The organism is Methylobacterium sp. J-068 (assembly GCF_022829445.1).
Taxonomy (GTDB): Bacteria; Pseudomonadota; Alphaproteobacteria; order Rhizobiales; family Beijerinckiaceae; genus Methylobacterium.
Genome location: NZ_JAKSXY010000084.1, coordinates 79612 through 99435, shown reverse-complemented (window position 1 = coordinate 99435; position 19824 = coordinate 79612). Strand labels below are relative to the sequence as shown.

Below are 19824 nucleotides of genomic sequence, written 5' to 3'. Positions count from 1 at the left end.
CCGCCTTCGTCACGGGCGTCCGCGCGCGCGGGGGGCGGGGCCGTCATGAAGACCGACTGGCGCTTCCTGGCGCTCTGGGCATTCGCGGCCGCCGCGACCGGCTACGCCCTCTCGCCCGGCTCGGAGGAGCAGCTCGCGATGCTGGCGCGGGACGGGCGCAGCAGCGAGGCGGCGAGCGAATTGGCGCGGCTGCTGGCGCTCGGCCGGCGCGACCCCGCCTTCCTGGCCGCCGCGGCCCGGGCCCTCGAATCCACCGGCAACCGGGTGCTCGCCGAGGACCTGCTGGAGCGCTACCTCCTGGAGCGGCCCGGCGACGTTCAGGCGCTCGACTGGCTCGCCGGCCTCTACCAGGCCTCGGACGACCGGCCGGGGGCCACCCGCACCCTGCAAATCCTCGTGGCGATCGAGCCGACCCGCGCACGATTGTCGGCGCTCCTCGACCTCTACCGGACCCAGGAACGCATCGACGAGGAGCGCGAACTCCTCAAATCGATCGGGGACGAGGCGATGCTGCGCCCCGGGGACATCGAGCGCCTCGGCATCCTGCTGTCCTGGGCCGGGGAGCGTGACGCCGCCCTCGCCGCCCTGCGCCGCGCCGATGCGCTGATGCCCGCCGGGCACGAGACCGGCCGGATCGTGCTCTACGACCTCCTCCTCGCGACCGGCCAGGGGACGGAGGCCGCCGAGCGGGCGGGCCGCTGGATCGAGGTCTGGCGCGACAAGCCCTGGCTCGGCGTTCACGTGGTGCGCCGCATGGCCGCCCGCGGCGACCCGGCCTCCGCGTTGGCCCTCGGCGCGCAGGTCATCGCGCGCAGCCCCGGAACGCGCTTCTACCTCGCCCGGGTGGTGGCCGAGGACGGGAACCGGCGTGTCGCCACCGCGCTCCTCGACGATTGGGCGCAGGGCGCGACCGAGCCCTCCTCCGACGAGGTCGCCGGCTACGTGGCGGCGGCCCACGTGGTCGGCGATTCGCTGGCCCTGTGGCGCAAGGCGTCGCTGATCCTGTCCCGGCCCGGATGGTTCGAGGCCCATGTGGCGATCGCCGAGGCCCTGTCCCTGCGCTACGGGCTCGATGCGATCGCGCCCCTGCGGCCGCGCCTGTCCTTCGAGGCCCTGCGCCGGCAGCCGCTCTTCGCCGCGCGCCTTGCCCTGCACGAGGGCAACCCTCTGCTGGCCCGGCACCTCATCGAGGGCGTCGATCCGGCTCGGCTCGCAGGAGCGGCGCGGCCCGAATGGCTCGCGCTTCTCGGCCTCATCGCCGGGGACGAGGCGGCCCTGGCGACGCTGGGCGACCTCCTGCGCCGGGACCGGCTGCCCACCGACCTCATCCCGAATCAGCTCCGGCTGGCGCAGCGCCTCGGCAACGCGGCCGAACAGCACCTCGGCCTGAACGCGTTGCGGCGGCGGACCCAGAGCCCGGCACCGATCGCGGCGCAGGCCCGAGTGCAGACCCGAGCACAGGCCGACGTGGAGCCGGGCGCCCGGAGGACGCAGTGACCCGCCGCCGATGCCGGCCCGCGCCGGCCCGCCCCCTCATCCGCGCCGCAGAGGCCACCGGCTCAACCATCCCCAGGAGACAAGGTCATGCTGAGATCACGCACCGCCGCGCTGCTCGTCGTCCTGTCGGGTCTGGTCGCCCGGGGTCTTGAGGCCCGGGCCGAGGGCGGTCCGGTCCTTCGCGCCGGCGACCGGCTCAAGATCACCTTCTACGAGACCATGGAGCTCCCGAACCCGGCGCAGGGCGACAAGGGGCCGGCCGCCGGGGCCGCCGCCGTGATCCAGACCTTCTACCAGCGGATCGACCTGTCGGGCGATTACGCGATCGAGCAGGGCGGGACGCTCTCGCTGCCGTTCTTCGGCTTCGTGCCGGCGGCCGGCAAGCCGCTGGAGACCCTGCGGACGGATCTGATGGGCGTCTTCGAGACCGCCTTCGGCCGGCACGGCGGGGTGACGGTGGGGCTGCTCCAGCGCGCGCCCGTCTTCGTCGTCGGCTCCGTCCGCAACCCGGGCGCCTATCCGTATACGGGCGGGATGATCGTGCTGCAGGCGATCGCCCTCGCCGGCGGCCGCGACAAGGACCCGGCCACCCTCGCGGGCGTGGTCGAATCCCTGCGCGAGCGCGAGCGGGAGGAGACGGCCCGCGCCCGGCTCAAGCGCGCCCTGGCGCGCCGGGCCGCGCTGGCGGCCGGACGCGCCGGACAGGCGCCGGGAGGCGCGCTCGAGCGGCTGCGCGCCCTCGCGGGGGCCGAGGAAGCCAGCGCCCTCGTGGCGGCGGAGGCGAAGGTGGTGCGCCTGGAGACGAACCTGCAGGCCGGGGAGGAGGGGGGCCGCAGGGCGGCGGCCGAGGCCTCCGTCAGCGAGGTCGACCTGCTGCGCAAGCGCCTGGAGACCTACGGCGTCCAGATCGCGGCTCGGGGCGACCGCCTGCGCACCATGGAGGCGCTGTTCTCGCGCCAGGTCGTGGAGAGCGAGCGCGTCGCGGACGTGCGCCGCGACTTCGTCGACATGGAGGGGCGCCGGCGGGAATACGAGGTCAGCGTCCTCCAGGCGGAGCTGCGCCAGCGCCTGACCCGCGAGGCGGTGGAGCAGGGCAGCGCGCAGCATCGGCTCGCCGCCGAGCGCGAGGTGGCCCTCGTCGACGCGGAGATCGTGGCCGCCGAGCGCGCCCTCGCCACGGCCTCGGTGGTGGGCGCGACGATGAGCGCCGGCTGGTCGCGCGACCCGGCGCTCGCCTATCGGATCGTCCGGAGCACGCAGGCCGGCCCGCAGAGCCTGCCGGCGGCCGAGACCGACACGCTCGAACCGGGCGACGTGCTCAAGGTCGTGCTCGAACCGGGCCCCGGCGAGCGCGGACGGGAGGGCGCGGGCGACGCCGCCCTGCGAGGCGCCGACGCCACGCCGCGCTGAAGTCGGGCGCCGTCACGCCCTCACGTCAGGATCGAAGCGCGACACCGTGCCGGCCGCGAGGCCGGCGCGGCGCGCCGGTATTCGGCACCAAGAGCGGCATCGCGGGATGCCCGGTCAGACCAGCGCGCAGGGCGGCCGCTTCGAGCCGGCCGATCGAACGATCCCGTGCCGATCCAACTCTGTACCGCGTCGGTGTTAGCCCACCACTCCCCCCGCATAGCAAGACTAAGGCTACCTTGTCGCTTGCCTCGAAATCTTAAAAATCCGTTACTTGTTCCTGCGGAGATCGATGATCGTCGTTTCGAGATCAGACAACGCAAGACTCGACCAGGAGGATGCAATGCTTGAAGTCCTTTCCGAGCGTCCGAATCATCATCCGAATTCTTCCGATCCGGCGCGTGCCCTGCATCTGTACGATTCGACGTCCGAGCTTATGCAGCCACGGATCAGCGCGGCACCGGCCATCAAGCAGGCCGTTGTCATGGCGGGCGGCAAGGGCACGCGGCTGCATCCCTACTCGGCCCTGTTTCCCAAGCCCCTGATGCCGCTCAACGACATGCCGGTGCTCGAACTCCTGCTGCGCCAGATGAAGTGTGCGGGCATCACCGACGTGATCCTGGCCGTGAACCACCTCAGCCACCTGCTGGAGGCGTTCTTCCGCGACGGCGAGCGGCTCGGCCTCAACATCCGCTACCGGCTGGAGGACCGGCCCCTCGGGACGGCGGGCGCCCTCGGCGCCATGATGGACGACCTCGACGAGACGTTCTTCGTCACGAACGGCGACCTGCTGACGACCCTGAGCCTCAAGCACATGATGGCGGCCCACGCCGATGCCGGCGCCGACATCTCCATCGGCGTGTTCGAGCGCGAGGTGAAGATCGATTTCGGGCTGATCGAGATCGACGAGCGCAGCCGCATGACGGCCTATCGCGAGAAGCCCAGGAGCACGCACTTCGTCAGCATGGGGGTCTATGCCCTGTCGCGCGAGGCGGTGCGCCGGCACCTGGTGCCGAACGAATACCTCGACATGCCGAACCTGATTTCGAAGGTGAAGGCCTGCGGCGGGGACGTGAACTGCTTCCACGAGGATTGCGTCTGGCTCGATATCGGGCGCCCGGACGATTTCGCGCTGGCCCAGCAGATGTTCGTCTCGGATCGCAGCCTGTTCCTGGCGTCGTGATCCCATGCCCGGCATCCTGGTCAGCGGGGCAGGGGGCTTCATCGGGCGGGCCCTGACCGCGCATCTCGACGGGCGCGGCCTGCCCGTCGCCACGATCGGCACGCGCCCGTCGGAGCGGGCCGGACACTGGAATGTGGCGCCCGGCCCCTGGGGCGTCGCGGAGTGGGAGAGCGTCCTCGATCAGGTCCGGCCCGAGGTGGTGTTCCACCTCGCGGGCACCGTCCAGGGCTCCCCCGAGACGCTCCAGGCCGTCAACGTCGACCTGGCGCGGGATCTCTTCGGCGCTCTGCGCCGGACGGGCCAGCGCCCCGCCCTGATCCTGGCCGGCAGCGCGGCCGAGTACGGCGAGGCGGTGATCGACGGCGTCCCGGTCCGGGAGGATGCACCCTGCGCGCCGCGAACCCCCTACGGCCAGAGCAAGCTCGCCCAGACGCGGGCCGCCCTGGCCTTCGGTTCCGAGACCGATCTGCGCGTGCTCGTGGCCCGGATCTTCAACCCGATCGGGCCGGGGCTGCCGCGCCACCTCGCGCTCGGCGACTTCGCGGCGCAGATCGACGGGATCGGTCCGGCGGGCGGGGCCCTGGCCACCGGCGACGTCGAGGTCTGGCGCGACATGCTCCACGTCGACGATCTCGCCTGGGCGCTCGCCGAACTCGCCGGCAATCCGAAGGCGCGCGGGGTGGTGAACCTCTGCACCGGGGTGCCGACCCGCCTGCGCGATCTCCTGGACAGCATGATCGCCGCCTCCGGCAAGCCGATCACCGTCACGCGCGATCCGGCACGCCTACGCGGCGGCGAGCGCCGGATCATCGTCGGGTCCTCGATCGTCCTCGCGACCCTCGGCGCGCAGCCGCCCTTGCGCGACCTGCGCCGGGCGGCCGCCGGAATGCTCACGGCCCCGGCGCGCGCCGCCTGACCGCGCAACGCGCGCCTCGTCCAAAGCAAATCGTCCCCCTGCAAGCCGTCCCCCTTGCAAATCGTGCCCCGAAGGAGGTCCCCATGTGCGGAATCGTCGGTATCGTCGGCCGTGAGGCGGTGGCGGGTCCCGTGGTCGAGGCGTTGCGCCGCCTGGAATACCGGGGCTACGATTCCGCCGGGCTGGCCACCCTGGAGGCGGGCCGCCTGGAGCGGCGGCGAGCGGAGGGCAAGCTCGTCAACCTGCAATTGAAATTGGTCCAGTCGCCCCTGCGGGGCGCCATCGGCATCGGTCACACCCGCTGGGCGACGCATGGGCGGCCGAACGAGACCAACGCCCATCCGCACGCCACCACGCGCCTCGCGGTCGTCCACAACGGCATCATCGAGAATTTTCGGAGTCTGAAACGGCGCCTGCAAGCGGAGGGCATCGTGTTCGAGACCGAGACGGACACCGAGGTGGTGGCCCAGCTCGTGAGCTGGAACATGGAATGCGGGATGGATCCGGTCGAGGCCGTGGCCGCCACGCTGCCGCAGCTGCGCGGCGCCTTCGCGCTCGCCTTCCTGTTCGCGGGCGAGACCGACCTGCTGATCGGCGCCCGGCACGGCGCGCCGCTCGCGGTGGGGTTCGGCGAGGGCGAGACCTATCTCGGCTCGGATGCCCTGGCCCTGGCGCCGCTGACCGATTCGATCACCTACCTGGAGGACGGCGACTGGGCCGTGCTGACACGCCAGGGCGCCGAGATTCGCGAAGCGGACGGAGCGCCCGCCGCGCGGATGCGCCAGACGATCGTCACCCACAACTTCCTGGTCGATCGCGGCAATCACCGCCACTTCATGGCCAAGGAGATCCACGAGCAGCCGGAGGTGGTGGGGCGCACGCTCGCCCACTACGTCGATCTCGCGACGAGCCGGGTGCGGCTGCCCATGGCGCTGCCCTTCGGCTTCGCGGACCTGACGCGCCTCTCCATCACGGCCTGCGGCACCGCCTATTATGCCGGGCTCGTGGCCAAGTATTGGTTCGAGCACCTGGCCCGGCTTCCGGTGGAGGTCGATGTCGCCTCCGAGTTCCGCTACCGGGAGGCGCCCCTTGCCGCCGGGGAGGCCACCCTGGTCATCTCGCAATCGGGCGAGACTGCCGACACCCTGGCCTCCCTGCGCTACGCGCGTGCCCAGGGGCAGCACGTCCTCGCCGTGCTCAACGTGCCGACCTCGACCATGGCGCGGGAATCCGACGCGGTGCTGCCCACCTTCGCGGGGCCCGAGATCGGGGTCGCCTCCACCAAGGCCTTCACCTGCCAGCTCACGGTGCTGCTCTGCCTCGCCATCGCGGCGGCGCGCGCGCGGGGCCATCTCGATGCCGCCGGAGAGCACCGTCTCGTCGACGCCCTGATCGCCGTGCCGGGCCTGATGGCGCGGGCCGTCAAGCAGGAGGGCGAGATCCAGACCCTCGCGCAGGAGATCGCCAAGGCCCGGGACGTGCTCTATCTCGGCCGCGGCACGGCCTATCCCCTCGCCCTCGAAGGCGCCCTGAAGCTGAAGGAGATCTCCTACATCCACGCGGAAGGGTACGCGGCCGGCGAGCTCAAGCACGGGCCGATCGCGCTCATCGACGAGGCGATGCCGGTCATCGTCATCGCCCCCCACGACGCGGTGTTCGAGAAAACGGTCTCCAACATGCAGGAGGTCGCCGCGCGCGGCGGCCGGATCGTCCTCATCGGCGACGCCGCCGGCGCGGCCGAGCACGGGCTCGAGACCCTGGCGACCCTGACGATGCCGGAGATCGACCCGACCGTGGCGCCGATCCTCTACGCAATGCCGATCCAGCTCCTCGCCTACCACACCGCCGCCATCATGGGGAAAGACGTCGACCAGCCGCGAAATCTGGCGAAATCCGTCACCGTCGAGTGAGCCGGCAGGCCGACGCCGAGGTGGGCGGAAGCCTCCGAGTTTGCAAATACTCGGGGGCGAACTACGCTCGACCTACGGCACGGCCCGTTTCTGTCCGCGAGACGCCGAAACCATGAACGCCGTTGTCGAAGCGCTGTCCCTGTTGACCCCCTTCGATATGGATCGTCCCAAGACCCGCATCGGGCCGCATTCGGACGGAGGCTACGTCTTCGTAGACAGCATCACCAGTGATCAGACCGTGTTGAGCTACGGGATCGGGGGCGAATACCGCTTCGATACGCTGATGGCCGAGAACGGCCATGACGTCTACATGTTCGATCACACCATCACGGGTGTGCCCCTGGCGAACGCCCGGATGCACTGGTTCAAGGAGGGCGTATCGGGCACGTCCCGCCCCGGGGACAGCCTGTTTTCCATCGAGGACCATCTGCGCAGGCATGGGATCACCGGCGACCGCATGATCCTGAAGATGGACGTGGAGGGGGCGGAATTCGAGGCGCTCGGCCTGGCCTCGCCGGAGACCCTCGCACGTTTCGAGCAGATCGTCGTCGAGATCCACGACCTGAAGAACCTGTCCGATCCGGGATACCGCGCGGCGTTCGGCACGATGATGCGGAACCTGAACCGGCACTTCACCCTCTTCCACGTCCACGCCAACAATTGCGACGGCCCGAACCGCTTCCATGTCGTCGACGGCGTGCCGGTCTCGAACCTGCTCGAACTGTCCTTCGTGAAGACCTCGACGGTGGTCCCGTCCCCGTCGCGGACGCTGTATCCCACCGTCCACGACCATCCGAATATTCCGCAGAAGGACAAGCTGCTCTGGTTCTTCCCCTTCCTGCCGACGACGGCCCCGACGGCCGATTTCCTCGCCTGCGCGGATCGGATCGACCTCGTTTATCCGCCCTACCCACCCTTGGAACGAAAGCCCCCCGGGCCATGGACATCCGGGATGCGGAAGATCAAGCGTTGGCTCGCCGGCATCGCGTCGGCGACGGCCGCGAAGTGACCCCGGAGACCGGCGCGCCACGCGAAGGGCACTCGATCCAGGGCTTCGGCCGACATCGCTCGATGGCCGCGCTTCACGGCGCGGGAATTCGGACCGCGACTCTCCTCACTCGGATATGACCCCGGTCGAGAGCCGGCGGACCGTTGACCTCGGCGGCGCAAAGTCGAGGTAAGAACAAGCCCGTTCAGATTTGCGCCGTCCGTTCGGATCGACGGGTCGCAGACGGAGCGGCCATGCCGGAATGTCAAACGCCAGCCATCCTGAACCGCCTCGACCTCAAGTCCCTGCGCCTGTTCGCGGCCGTCTGCGAGGAGGGAACGCTCAACGGCACGGCCCGGCGTGCCGCGATCGCGCCCTCGGCGGTCAGCAAGCGCCTTGCCGAACTGGAGCGCGTGCTGGGCTGCGAACTGCTCACCCGCGATCCCAAGGGAATGCGCCCGACACCCGCCGGGGAAACCCTCCTGCACCACACCCGGCGGATGCTCGCGAGCGCCGAGCAGATCACCCTCGAACTCGCCGAGCACGCCCGGGGCGTGCGCGGTTTCGTGCGCGTGCTCGCCAACCTGTCGGCGATCGTGCAGTTCCTCCCCGAGGACCTTCAGGCCTTCCTTGCGGTCCAGGTGAACATCCGGATCGACCTGGAGGAGCGGCCGAGCGGCGGCGTGGTGGCGGGCGTCGAGGAGGGGGCGGCCGATCTCGGCATCTGTGCCGGCAGTACCGACGCCCGCTCGCTCGTCGCCCGTCCCTATCGCGGCGACCGGCTCGTTCTGGTCGTGCCCGCCGGCCATCCGCTGGCGGACCGGGACGCCATCGCGTTGTCGGAGACCCTCGATCACGACCATGTCGGCCTGCACCAAGAGAGCTCGATCTACGCGGCCCTGCGTGACGAGGCCCAGCGCCTCGGACGGCCCCTGCGCCTGCGCATCCACGTGCCGAGCTTCGATGCCATCTGCCGGATGGCCCAGGTCGGGATGGGGCTCGGCGTCGTGCCCGAAGGCGTCCACGCCCTCCTCGGCCCGCAGATGAATCTCGTCGCCGTCCCGCTGACCGACCCCTGGGCCCGGCGCACCCTGAACCTGGTCGTCCGGCCCGGCCCCTTGTCCCCGGCCGCGTCCCTCCTCCTCGATCATCTCCACGACGCTTCGTGACCGGTGTGGTCCGGCCGGCGTTCTCCGACCGAGAATGCCCGATGGCGGATTACGTTTGGACTTCGGAAGACCGGAACAATATCTCCTCCTCCAACAAAAATGGAGGAAACGCCGATGCACAGCCCTGCCGACGCTCCGGTCGCCGGCCCGCTCGCCGGGATCCGGGTTCTCGAACTCGGCCAGCTCATCGCCGCGCCGTTCGCGACCAAGATCCTGGCCGAGTTCGGCGCGGAGGTGATCAAGGTGGAGTCGCCGAAGGACGGCGATCCTCTGCGTAAGTGGCGCAAGATGCACGAGGGCACCTCGCTCTGGTGGTACCTGCAGTCGCGCAACAAGAAATCCATCGCCGTCAACCTGAAGTCGCCCGACGGCCTCGCGCTCGTGAAGGATCTGGCGCAGAGCGCCGACGTGGTGGTCGAGAACTTCCGTCCCGGCGGCCTGGAGAAACTGGGTCTCGGCTGGGACGTCCTCTCGGCCCTCAACCCCAAGCTCGTCATGGTGCGCATCTCGGGCTACGGCCAGACCGGCCCCTATCGCGACCGGCCGGGCTTCGGCGCCATCGGCGAGTCCATGGGCGGCATCCGCTTCACCACCGGCAGCCCGGACAGCCCGCCCGCCCGCGTCGGCGTCAGCATCGGCGACACCCTGGCCTCGCTCCACGGAGTGATCGGCGCCCTGATGGCCCTCCTGCATGTCCGGACCGGCGGCGGCGCGGGGCAGGTGGTGGACGTCTCGCTCGTGGAGAGCGTGTTCAACGTCATGGAGAGCCTCGTGCCGGAATACGACCTCCTCGGCGAGGTCCGCACGCGCACCGGCGGGGCGCTGCCGGGAATCACGCCCTCCAACACCTACCCGTCGAAGGATGGCGGCTTCGTCGTCGTCGCGGGCAATTCGGACCCGATCTTCCGCCGCCTGATGACCGTGATCGGCCGGGCCGATCTCGCCGAGGCGCCGCGCTTTGCCGGAAACGACGGCCGCTCCGCCGAGGCCGCGATGCTCGACGGCGTGATCGGGGACTGGACGAAGGCGCGCACGGTGGACGAGGCCCTGGCGGCGCTGGACGCGGCGGACGTTCCGGCGGGCCGGATCTATTCGGTGGCCGACATCGTGGCCGACCCGCACTACGCCGCCCGCGACATGATCCTGGAGGCGGAGCTTCCCGGCGGCACGCGGGTCAAGATGCCCGGCATCGTGCCGAAGCTCTCGGGCACCCCCGGCGCGGTGCACTGGCAGGGACCGGCCCTGGGCGCGCACACCGATTCGGTTCTCGCCGATCTGGGCCGGGATGCCAAGACGATCGAACGCCTGCGCCGCGAGGGAGCCATCGGATGACCGAGACCATGCTGATCCAGGAAGTCGCCACCCGCGACGGATTTCAGATCGAAGCCCAATACGTCGAGACCGCCGACAAGATCGCGCTGATCGATGCGCTCTCGGCGGCCGGGTTCTCGCGCATCGAGGTCTCGTCCTTCGTGTCGCCCAAGGCCGTCCCGGCGCTTCGCGACGCGGCCGAGGTCTTCGCCGGCATCCGGCGGCGGCCCGGCACGGTCTACGTCGCGCTGGTGCCGAACCCGAAGGGCGCGGAGCGGGCGCTGGCGGCGGGGGTCGACGAGATCAACCTCGTCGCCTCGGTGAGCGAGACCCACAACCGCGCCAACATGGGCATGAGCCCGGCGGCCTCCATCGAGGGGTTCGCCCGGATTATGGAGACGGTGCGGGGGGCCGACGTCTCGACCAACGCCACGGTGGCCACCGCCTTCGGCTGCCCGTTCGAGGGCGACCAGGACGCCGACACGGTGATGGCCCAGGTCGAGCGCTACCTCGCCCTCGGCATCCAGGGAGTGACGCTGGCCGACACCACCGGCATGGCCAACCCGCGCCAGGTCGAGCGGCTCGTCGCGCGCGCGCTGAGCCTCGTGCCGGCCGAGCGCCTGACCCTGCACTTCCACAACACCCGCGGGCTCGGGCTCGCCAACGTGCTCGCCGCCCATCGCGTGGGCGCGCGCCGGTTCGATGCGGCGCTCGGGGGCCTGGGCGGCTGCCCGTTCGCGCCCGGCGCCACGGGCAACATCTGCACCGAGGATCTCGTCAGCATGGCCCACGAGATGGGCATCGAGACGGGGCTCGACCTCGACGCCCTGATCCGCCTGTCCCGCGACCTGCCACGCCTCGTCCAGCACGAGGTGCCGGGACAGGTCGCCAAGGCCGGCCGCCCCTGCGACCTGCATCCGGTGCCGCGGGCGGCCTGACGCCGGGCCCCGACGGACGCTCCGGCTCCCGGGCGCCCCCAGTCTCGATCCCGGACGGAAGCCCTCGCCAGAAGGGGCTCCGTCCTCCCCGTGAACCCGCCCGCGCCGAGCGGAGCGGCATGCCACGGGTCGTCCCCATCCCAAAAAACATGCCCAGGAGGAAACCATGACCGCTGCCACGACCGGCCCGCTCGCGGGCGAAGACACCGTCACCGAGGCCAGCGTGGTCCGCAAGGCCGCGTGGCGGCTGATGCCGCTGATCATGGTCTGCTACATGTTCGCCTTCTTCGACCGGATCAACATCAGCTTCGCCAAGTTCCAGCTCCAGAGCGACCTCGGCTTCAGCAACGTCGCCTACGGTCTCGGCGCGAGCATGTTCGTCGTCGGCTACGTGATCTTCGAGGTGCCCTCGAACCTGTTCCTCTACCGGGTCGGGGCGCGGCGCTGGATCGCCCGCATCATGGTGTCCTGGGGCATCGCCACGGCGCTGATGGTGTTCATCACCACCGAGTGGCACTTCTACGTTCTGCGCTTCATCATCGGCGCCATGGAGGCGGGCTTCGCGCCGGGCATCCTGTACTACCTGACCCTCTGGTTTCCGGCCTCGTTCCGGGGGCGCGTGACCTCGTTCATGTTCGTGGCCTCGGCCTTCTCGGGCATCTTCGGCGCACCGGTGGCGGGCCTCATCCTCGGCGGCCTCAACGGGGTGGCGGGCCTCGCCGGCTGGCAGTGGCTGTTCCTCGCCGGCGGCCTGCCCTGCCTCGTGCTCGGCGCGATGGTGTTCTTCCGCCTCGACGACCGGATCGCCGATGCGCGCTGGCTCAACCAGCGCGAGAAGGACCTCCTGTCCGCGCAGATCGCCCACCACAACCGCGACATCGGCGACCATTCCCTCTGGGGCGCGATCAAGCAGCCGGGCTTCCTGCTCATCGCGCTGGTGTACTTCCTGCTCCAGGTGGGCTCCTACGGCCTGAACTTCTGGGGGCCGGACTTGATCAAGACCGCCACCGGCGGAACGGCGGCCTCCATCGGCTTCCTCACGGCGATCCCCTACGTCTGCGGCGCCATCAGCATGATCGTGGTCGGGCGCCTGTCGGACGCCTCCGGCGAGCGGCCGAAATTCGTAGCGGGCCTCGCCATCGCGGCGGCCATCGGCTTCTTCGCCGCCGGCCTGTTCGACCGGCAGATCGTGCCGCTGATGTTCGCCCTGGCCCTGGTCGGGGCCGGCATCGTCGCCTCGATCCCGACCTTCTGGACCCTGCCGGCCAAGCTCGTCACCGGGGCGGGGGCCGCCGGCGGCATCGCCCTCATCAACACGCTGGGCCAGTTCGGCGGCATCGTCAGCCCCGTGGCGGTCGGCTGGATCAAGGACCTGACGGGTTCGACGACTCCGGCGCTCTACGCCATCGGCATCGTCTGCCTCATCGCGGCCGGGCTCGCGCTCTTCGCGATGCCCGAGAGCCTGCGCCGCAGCGACCGCAGGGTCTGATCCGTCCCACACCCGACAGACGCGGCCCCAGCGCCGGTCGCCTCTAGCGGAGGCGCCCGCCGGGGTCGCTCGCCCTAGCGACGCCCTTGCCCAATCGGGGCCCTTGCCTCGGCGGGATTCCTTTGCCCTCGAACAGGAGACCGGGAGACCGATATGGCTCTGAACCTCACGCAGAAGCTCGTCCAGGCCCACCTCGCCGAGGGCGACCTCACGCCCGGCGGCGACATCGCCCTCCGGATCGACCAGACCCTGCTGCAGGACGTGCTCGGCGGGCTCGTGATGCTCGAACTCGAAGCCATGGGCGTCGAGCGGGTGAAGGTCGGGCTCGCCGCGCAGTACATCGATCACAACCTCGTCCAGAACGACCACCTCAACGCCGACGAGCACATGTTCCTGCGCTCGGCCTGCCGCCGCTTCGGCGTGTGGTACTCGCGGCCCGGCAACGGCATCAGCCACCCCGTGCACATGCAGAGCTTCGGCAAGCCGGGACAGACCCTGGTCGGCTCCGACAGCCACACGCCGGCCGCCGGGTCGCTCGGCATGCTCGCCTTCGGGGCCGGCGGCGTCGAGGTGGCGCTCGCCATGGCGGGCCAGCCCCTGAACCTGCGCATGCCGCGCGTCTGGGGCGTGCGGCTGACGGGACGGCTGCCCGACTGGGTGAGCGCCAAGGACGTGATCCTGACGATGCTCGCGCGCCACGGCGTCGAGGGGGGCTTCGGACGGATCATCGAGTATCACGGACCCGGCCTCGATCACCTCACCGCCATGGACCGGCACGTCATCGCCAACATGGGCGCCGAGATGGGCGCCACGACGAGCGTCTTCCCCTCGGACGCCGCCACGAAAGCGTTCCTCGACAGCGTCGGCCGGCGCGAGGACTGGGTGCCGCTCAGCGCCGATGCGGGCTGCGCCTACGACGACCACGAGGAGATCGACCTCTCCACCCTGGTGCCGATGATCGCCAAACCGTCGAGTCCCGGCAACGTCGTGCCGGTCTCGGAGGTGGCCGGCACCGAGATCTATCAGTCCTATATCGGCTCCTCGGCCAATCCCGGATTCCGCGACTTCGCCGTGGCCGCCGCCATCGTGAAGGGCGCCCAAGCCCACGACCGGGTGTCGTTCGACATCAACCCTTCCACCCGCGTGGTCCTGGAGACCCTGATCCGCGACGGACAGCTCACCGACCTCATCCACGCCGGGGCGCGGGTGCATCAGGCCGGCTGCAACGGCTGCATCGGCATGGGCCAGGCCCCGGCTTCGGGGCGCAATTCGCTCCGCACCGTGCCGCGCAACTTCCCCGGCCGCTCGGGCACCCGCGAGGACAGCGTGTTCCTGTGCAGCCCGGAGACCGCCGCCGCCTCGGCGCTGACCGGCGTGATCACCGATCCGCGCACCCTCGGCATCCCCTATCCGCGGGTCGCGCCCCCGCGCATGGTGACGGGCAACGCCGCGATGCTGGTGGCGCCCCTGTCCGAGGCGGAGGCGCGGGATGTCGCCCTGGAGAAATCCGCCAACATCACGACGCTGCCCGAACTCGGCAAGCTCGGCACCTCGATCCGCGTGCCGGTGATGTTGAAGACCGGCGACGACATCTCCACCGACGACATCATGCCGGCCGGTGCCCGTGTGATGCCCTACTGGTCGAACATCCCCAAGACCTCGGAATTCACCTTCGAGCCCATCGACGACACCTACCCGAAGCGCGCCAGGCAGGGCGGCCGGGAGCGCGCCGGGCACGCCATCGTCGGCGGCTCCAATTACGGCCAGGGCTCGAGCCGCGAGAACGCCGCGCTGGCGCCGCGCTATCTCGGGCTGGAAACGGTGCTGGCCAAGAGCTTCGCCCGCATCCACTGGCAGAACCTCGTCAATTTCGGCGTCCTGCCGCTGACCTTCGTGGATCCCGCCGACTACGACCGGCTCGAACTCGGCGACGTGATCGAGATCGCGGATGTGCCCGGCGCGCTCGCCGGAGGTCCCGAGATCGAGGCCACCCTGCGCGGCGGCAAGGCGCGGATCCGGCTGCGCCACGACCTGTCGCCGCGCCAGATCGAGGTGCTGCTGGAGGGGGGCGTCATCAACTGGGTCCGCACGCGGATCGCGGCCTGACGCCGTCTCGGCCTGATCGAAGCGGAGGCGGCGCAGCCCTGCTTAGCGGGACAGGAGCGGCCTCTTCAGCTTGCGTACGACACTCGACTGGCTGATGCCGAGAGACTTCGCGGCCGCGCGCGTGCTGCCCAACCGCTCCACCGCCTCCGCCACCAGGCGCCGCTCGTAGGCCTCGACGCTGGCGAGCAGGTTGCCGTCTTTGCAGCGCCGGCTCGGGAGTTGCGGAAGGCCGTCGAGCCCGATCGTATCGTCCTGCGCGATCACCACCAGGCGTTCGATCAGGTTGCGCAACTCGCGCACGTTGCCGGGCCAGTCGTGTTCGATCAGCTTGGCCAGGGCGGACGGAGTCAGCCGCCGCGCTGTCCGGTACCGGCTGTTGATCTCGGCCAGCGCCTGGACCGTGAGCGGCAGGATGTCGTCCCGCCGCTCCCGCAGGGGAGGAATCTCGATCGGTACGACGTTCAGACGGTAGAACAGGTCCTCGCGGAAGCTCCTGGCCTCGACCATCTGCGCGAGATCGCGGTTCGTGGCCGCGACCATCCGAGCGTCGATCCTGACCGATTGCGTCCCGCCCACGCGCGTCGTCGTGCGATCCTGCAAGACGTGCAGGAGCTTGACCTGCATGTCGAGCGGCAGTTCGCCGACCTCGTCGAGAAACAATGTCCCACCGTCGGCAAGTTCGACGAGGCCGGGCTTGCCCTTGCTCCGCGCCCCGGTGAAGGCGCCGCCCTCATAACCGAACAGCTCGGATTCCAGGAGTTCGCGCGGAATCGCCCCGCAATTGATCTTGATGAATGGGCCCTTGGCGCGCGGGCTCTCCCGATGGATCAGGCGGGCCAGGACCTCCTTGCCCACCCCGGACTCGCCGGTGATCAAGACGGTTGCATCGACTCTGGCGACGCGCGTGGCCATTTCGGCGACCCGGCGCATCGCGGTGCTCTGAAGCACGATGCCGTCGAGCTTGAACCGGTCGCGGCGCAGATGGGCAACCTCGCCTTCCACCCGCGCGAGGTGCGCCTGTATTCGCGCGAGTTCCGCCTGGAGCTGTGTCAGCTCCGTGGTGTCGCGTGAGTTGATCACCACGCGCCGGACCGCGCCGTCCTCGTCGAACAGCGGAATGCCCGTCACCATGATGGTCTTGCCCTTGTGGGTCGTCTGTACCGCCGTGACGCGTTCGGCCGTGGTGATCACCTGCGTGGCGATGACCGGCCGGATCAGGCCGAGGGCCTCGAACTCGGAGACGTGGCGACCGATCATCTCGCGGGCGGAGAGGTCGTAGTTGCGCTCGCAACCCGCGTTGACCATCAGGGTGCGGCCAGCCCCGTCCGCCACGAAGATGCCGTCGAAGGAATTGCGGAAGATCTCCTGGAAGTCCTCGGCGAGCCGCTGCGCCTCGACAGGACAGGGCTCCGCGTCCGCGAACAAGGCCGGCGGAATCCCGAGGCGCAAAGTCCGACCGTCGCCCAGTGCGAGAGCCACGACCCGGTACGGAGCGCCGTCCGACGCGGCCCGTTGCGATGGATGCGCGCCGCTCGGGGTCCGACCTTCCGGCGACGAGGTCGGGCCGAGTCCGATCCGCCGAGCCTCGGCATTCGCGTAGACGGTGCCGTCATCCCCCGAGATCTCGATACAGAGCGGCAGCGCATCCAGAATCGTACGCGGGTCGTCGGCGGGCATGGGCAATCCTGGTCGGCCAAGCATGATTGAACCGATTATGCATCACTTGCAGCAGACATGCATCGCCGCGCCCTGGTGCCCTTACCGCTAAAGATCTGACGATCATAGGGAAACCGGACCCGCGCGGGCTGGCATCCCAATTGCGCCAGGACCCTGCGCCCGCGATCACGACGGGCGCCAAGAACACCAGCAGGAAACGCCATGGCAGCCCCCGTCGCCGCATCGCATCCCCCGTACGCCGGCGAGCCCCGGCGCCCGACGCACCCCGCCCGTTCCGTCGCCGACGCCCGGATCATCGATGGCGTCGAATTCCAGCGCCTGTTGAGGCTCAAGCGGCGCGTGGTCGGACCCATGCTCGCGGGCGGTCTGGGCTTCTTTCTCGTCACCCTCGCGCTGGCCGGCTTCGCAAGACCGCTCATGGCCGAGAAGATCGCGGGGCCGCTCAACCTGGGCTACGGCTTGGTGCTGGGGGTCTACGCCATGTGCTGGGGGCTCGCGATCCTGTACGCCTTCCTGGCCGAGACGTGCTTCGATCCCCAGGCCGCCCGCGCCATCGCCGAGCGGGAGGCGCGGTCATGAAGGCCCTCGCCCTCGCCATATTCGCGGTGATCGTCGGCATCACGCTGCTCATCACCTACTGGGCGGCGCGCCGGACCAAGACGGTCGAGAGCTTCTATGCCGCCGACAGCGGACTCACCCCGCTCCAGAACGGATTCGCGCTCGCCGGCGACTGGATGAGCGCGGCCGCCTTCCTCGGGTTCACGGGCCTGGCCGCGCTCTACGGCATGGACGGCACGCTCTACGCGGTCGGCGCGCTCGTCGCCTTCCTGCCGATCCTGCTTCTGGTGGCCGAGCCACTGCGCAACACCGGCCGATACACGCTGGGCGACGTCATCGCCTTCCGGATGCGGCGCCCCTCCGCGCGCCTCGGCGCGGTGCTGGGCACCATCGTCGTCAGCCTCGCCTACCTGATCCCGCAGATGGCCGGCGGCGGCGCGCTGATCAAGCTCCTGCTCGGGATTCCCTACGGCGTTTCGGTGGCGATCGTGGGCCTCGGCATGATCGTCTACGTGACCTTCGGCGGCATGATCGCGACGACCTGGGTGCAGATCGTCAAGGCGGTCCTGCTCCTCGGGACGGCGGTGATCCTCGTCGTCCTGATCCTCGCGCGGTTCGACTTCAATCCGCTCAACGTGCTCGCCGCCATGGAGGCCCGATACGGCGAGCAGATCCTCGCTCCCGGAAACTATCTCAAGAACCCGCTGGATCAGCTTTCGCTCGGTCTGAGCTTCGTGCTCGGCACGGCTGGACTGCCACACGTGATGACCCGTTTCTACACGGTCCCGGACGCACGCGCGGCGCGGCGGTCGGTCATCTGGGTCATGTTCCTGGCCGGTGCCTTCTTCCTCGTCACGACCCTGATCGGCTTCGTCTCCGCCGTGCTCGTCGGCCAGGATGCGATCCGCGCGGCCGACAGGGGCGGGAACCTCGCTCTCCCCCTGTTGGCGCAATACCTCGGCGGGGGACCGGACAGCATCGGGGGACAGGCCTTCCTGGCTTTCGTGGCGGCGGTCGCCTTCGCCACGATCCTGGCCGTCGTCGCCGGCTTGACGCTCTCGACGTCGGGGGCGATCGCCCACGACATCTACGTCAATGTGATCCGCCGGGGGCAGGTGAGCGAGGCCGACCAGGTCCGGGTGGCGCGCCGAGCCACCATCGGAGTCGGCCTCGCGGCGGTCCTGCTCGGCCTCCTTGCACAGGGCGTGAACGTCGCCGTGCTCGTCATCCTGGCGATCTCCATCGCCGCGAGCGCGAACTTCCCGGTCATCGTGCTGTCGCTGTTCTGGAGGCGGTTCAACACGGCTGGGGTGATCGGCGGCATGGCGACGGGGCTGATCTCGTCCGTTGCCCTCGCGCTGCTCGGACCGGCCTTCCTGGGCCCTGCGGCCGTCTTCCCGATCGTGAACCCGGCGATCCTGAGCATGCCGCTCGGGTTCCTCGGTGCGGTGCTGTGCGCCTTCATCGGCAAGCGCGAGCCGGACGCCGACGCCCACTTCGACGCCGTGTTGTTCCAGGCCCACACCGGGCGCGCGCCCGCCTGACCCGCCCCTGAACGAGGAATCGCATCCGATGATCAAAGCCTTCGTCTTCGACGCCTACGGAACGCTCTACGACGTGCAATCGGTCGAGGCCGTGACCGACGCCGCCTTCCCCGGCCACGGCGCCTACATCACTCAGGTCTGGCGCCTGAAACAGCTCGAATACAGCTGGTTGCGCTCCCTCATGGGACGATACGAGGACTTCTGGACGGTCACGCGTGAGTCACTGGCCTACACCCTCGGGACGCTGGGTCTGACCCCGGACGAGCGCCTGTTCGAGGATGTGGCCGAGGCCTACAACCACTTGACGCCCTATCCGGACGCCGAGGCCGCGCTCGGGGCGCTCTCGGGCTACCGTCGCGCGATCCTTTCGAACGGCAGCCCCGACATGTTGGCGGCTTTGGTCAGCAACTCGCGGCTCGGGCGGCATCTCGAGGCGACGATCAGCGTCGATGGACATCGCGTGTTCAAGCCGGATGCACGCGCTTACGAACTCGTCGAGGAGCGTTTGGGCGTTCGACCCGACGAGGTGGTCTTCGTGTCGTCGAACGGCTTCGACGTCGCCGGGGCCAAGAGCTTCGGCTTCCGCGTGGCACGCATCGAGCGGGTCGCGCCGGCGGCGCTCACCCGGGAACTCGCGGCGGACGGAGTGATCGGACCGGCGACCCTGTTCAAATCCCTGCGCATGCAGACGGAGAGGTTGGGCTACGAGCCCGACATCACCGTCGGATCGCTGAGCGAACTGGCAGTGCTCGCGGAGCACCTTTAGCGCGCGCGCGCCAGCTCGCCGCCTGCCGGTCCCGATGGCTGCTCTCCGCCCTCGTTCGGCGGGCAACGAGCCGGGTCACGTCGTGGCCGACAGGGTGAGATTTCCTGGATCGGCCCGGTATGGCGGCAGGCCTCCGGGGCGGCCCAGGGACGGGACCGGGACCATCGGCCCGGCGGCGTCGCAATCACGCCCCGTAGGAGCGCGAGGTCCGCACCGACCTCGGCCGGCAACCGCAGGTCGCTCAACCGCGTGTCCGCAACACCAGCCGCGGCTCACAGATCGGATACGTCATCGGCGCCATCGAACGTGTCCCGACGGAATGGATGACCGGCGGTCGACAAGGCACCGATTTGAGGAGAGTTCCC

At 70.0% G+C, this 19824-nt stretch carries 15 protein-coding genes; 14 read left to right on the top strand and 1 reads right to left on the bottom strand.

What is annotated here, in order from left to right:
• The first annotated feature begins 45 nt into the window (after positions 1 to 45).
• From MKK54_RS14085 to MKK54_RS14035, 11 genes are all read left to right on the top strand, one after another.
• The gene (locus tag MKK54_RS14085) at positions 46 to 1497 is read left to right on the top strand and encodes a hypothetical protein (RefSeq protein ID WP_244011714.1); all 1452 of its coding nucleotides are present in this window, start codon (positions 46 to 48) and stop codon (positions 1495 to 1497) included.
• An 87-nt stretch (positions 1498 to 1584) separates the two neighbouring features.
• A complete protein-coding gene (locus tag MKK54_RS14080) occupies positions 1585 to 2907 on the top strand; it encodes an SLBB domain-containing protein (RefSeq protein ID WP_244011712.1) in 1323 nt (440 codons plus the stop codon).
• A 433-nt stretch (positions 2908 to 3340) separates the two neighbouring features.
• Positions 3341 to 4087, top strand: a complete 747-nt coding sequence (locus tag MKK54_RS14075; protein ID WP_244011710.1) for a sugar phosphate nucleotidyltransferase — start codon at positions 3341 to 3343, stop codon at positions 4085 to 4087.
• A gap of 4 nt (positions 4088 to 4091) precedes the next feature.
• Positions 4092 to 5003 (top strand): NAD-dependent epimerase/dehydratase family protein, encoded by a 912-nt coding sequence (locus tag MKK54_RS14070; RefSeq protein WP_244011708.1) that lies wholly within the window; start codon positions 4092 to 4094, stop codon positions 5001 to 5003.
• 83 nt (positions 5004 to 5086) lie between these two features.
• Positions 5087 to 6913, top strand: a complete 1827-nt coding sequence (gene glmS, locus MKK54_RS14065; protein WP_244011706.1) for a glutamine--fructose-6-phosphate transaminase (isomerizing) — start codon at positions 5087 to 5089, stop codon at positions 6911 to 6913.
• 112 nt (positions 6914 to 7025) lie between these two features.
• On the top strand, positions 7026 to 7922 hold the full coding sequence (locus tag MKK54_RS14060) for an FkbM family methyltransferase (RefSeq protein ID WP_244011704.1): 897 nt from the start codon (positions 7026 to 7028) through the stop codon (positions 7920 to 7922).
• Positions 7923 to 8155: 233 nt separating this feature from the next.
• Positions 8156 to 9070, top strand: a complete 915-nt coding sequence (locus MKK54_RS14055; RefSeq protein WP_244011703.1) for a LysR family transcriptional regulator — start codon at positions 8156 to 8158, stop codon at positions 9068 to 9070.
• Between the two features lie 114 nt (positions 9071 to 9184).
• Positions 9185 to 10402: a CaiB/BaiF CoA transferase family protein gene (locus MKK54_RS14050; RefSeq protein WP_244011702.1), complete on the top strand. Its 1218-nt coding sequence runs from the start codon at positions 9185 to 9187 to the stop codon at positions 10400 to 10402.
• On the top strand, positions 10399 to 11319 hold the full coding sequence (locus MKK54_RS14045; protein ID WP_244011700.1) for a hydroxymethylglutaryl-CoA lyase: 921 nt from the start codon (positions 10399 to 10401) through the stop codon (positions 11317 to 11319). The genes MKK54_RS14050 and MKK54_RS14045 overlap by 4 nt, the downstream gene beginning before the upstream one ends.
• 166 nt (positions 11320 to 11485) lie before the next feature.
• Positions 11486 to 12808 (top strand): MFS transporter, encoded by a 1323-nt coding sequence (locus MKK54_RS14040; protein WP_244011698.1) that lies wholly within the window; start codon positions 11486 to 11488, stop codon positions 12806 to 12808.
• Positions 12809 to 12961: 153 nt separating this feature from the next.
• Entirely contained in the window at positions 12962 to 14914 is a 1953-nt protein-coding gene (locus MKK54_RS14035) for an aconitate hydratase (RefSeq protein ID WP_244011696.1), read from the top strand.
• Between the two features lie 42 nt (positions 14915 to 14956).
• On the opposite strand, the gene MKK54_RS14030 is transcribed toward MKK54_RS14035, so the two are convergent.
• Entirely contained in the window at positions 14957 to 16591 is a 1635-nt protein-coding gene (locus tag MKK54_RS14030; protein ID WP_244011694.1) for a sigma-54 interaction domain-containing protein, read from the bottom strand.
• Between the two features lie 201 nt (positions 16592 to 16792).
• Here MKK54_RS14030 and MKK54_RS14025 point away from each other — a divergent pair, with 201 nt between their 5' ends.
• Genes MKK54_RS14025 through MKK54_RS14015 form a run of 3 tightly spaced genes read left to right on the top strand, consistent with a single transcriptional unit; the run spans position 16793 to position 19459 of the window.
• Positions 16793 to 17170 (top strand): DUF485 domain-containing protein, encoded by a 378-nt coding sequence (locus MKK54_RS14025; protein WP_244011692.1) that lies wholly within the window; start codon positions 16793 to 16795, stop codon positions 17168 to 17170.
• Positions 17167 to 18693: a cation acetate symporter gene (locus MKK54_RS14020; protein ID WP_244011690.1), complete on the top strand. Its 1527-nt coding sequence runs from the start codon at positions 17167 to 17169 to the stop codon at positions 18691 to 18693. The genes MKK54_RS14025 and MKK54_RS14020 overlap by 4 nt, the downstream gene beginning before the upstream one ends.
• A gap of 28 nt (positions 18694 to 18721) precedes the next feature.
• Positions 18722 to 19459, top strand: a complete 738-nt coding sequence (locus MKK54_RS14015) for a haloacid dehalogenase type II (protein WP_244011687.1) — start codon at positions 18722 to 18724, stop codon at positions 19457 to 19459.
• Positions 19460 to 19824: the final 365 nt, after the last annotated feature.

Excerpts from the sequence above, each read along its gene's own strand:
- MKK54_RS14085 (WP_244011714.1), top strand. The coding sequence starts at position 46 with ATGAAGACCGACTGGCGCTTCCTGGCGCTCTGGGCATTCGCGGCCGCC.
- MKK54_RS14080 (WP_244011712.1), top strand. The coding sequence starts at position 1,585 with ATGCTGAGATCACGCACCGCCGCGCTGCTCGTCGTCCTGTCGGGTCTG.
- MKK54_RS14075 (WP_244011710.1), top strand. The coding sequence starts at position 3,341 with ATGCAGCCACGGATCAGCGCGGCACCGGCCATCAAGCAGGCCGTTGTC.
- MKK54_RS14070 (WP_244011708.1), top strand. The coding sequence starts at position 4,092 with ATGCCCGGCATCCTGGTCAGCGGGGCAGGGGGCTTCATCGGGCGGGCC.
- glmS (WP_244011706.1), top strand. The coding sequence starts at position 5,087 with ATGTGCGGAATCGTCGGTATCGTCGGCCGTGAGGCGGTGGCGGGTCCC.
- MKK54_RS14060 (WP_244011704.1), top strand. The coding sequence starts at position 7,026 with ATGAACGCCGTTGTCGAAGCGCTGTCCCTGTTGACCCCCTTCGATATG.
- MKK54_RS14055 (WP_244011703.1), top strand. The coding sequence starts at position 8,156 with ATGCCGGAATGTCAAACGCCAGCCATCCTGAACCGCCTCGACCTCAAG.
- MKK54_RS14050 (WP_244011702.1), top strand. The coding sequence starts at position 9,185 with ATGCACAGCCCTGCCGACGCTCCGGTCGCCGGCCCGCTCGCCGGGATC.
- MKK54_RS14045 (WP_244011700.1), top strand. The coding sequence starts at position 10,399 with ATGACCGAGACCATGCTGATCCAGGAAGTCGCCACCCGCGACGGATTT.
- MKK54_RS14040 (WP_244011698.1), top strand. The coding sequence starts at position 11,486 with ATGACCGCTGCCACGACCGGCCCGCTCGCGGGCGAAGACACCGTCACC.
- MKK54_RS14035 (WP_244011696.1), top strand. The coding sequence starts at position 12,962 with ATGGCTCTGAACCTCACGCAGAAGCTCGTCCAGGCCCACCTCGCCGAG.
- MKK54_RS14030 (WP_244011694.1), bottom strand. The coding sequence starts at position 16,591 with ATGCCCGCCGACGACCCGCGTACGATTCTGGATGCGCTGCCGCTCTGT.
- MKK54_RS14025 (WP_244011692.1), top strand. The coding sequence starts at position 16,793 with ATGGCAGCCCCCGTCGCCGCATCGCATCCCCCGTACGCCGGCGAGCCC.
- MKK54_RS14020 (WP_244011690.1), top strand. The coding sequence starts at position 17,167 with ATGAAGGCCCTCGCCCTCGCCATATTCGCGGTGATCGTCGGCATCACG.
- MKK54_RS14015 (WP_244011687.1), top strand. The coding sequence starts at position 18,722 with ATGATCAAAGCCTTCGTCTTCGACGCCTACGGAACGCTCTACGACGTG.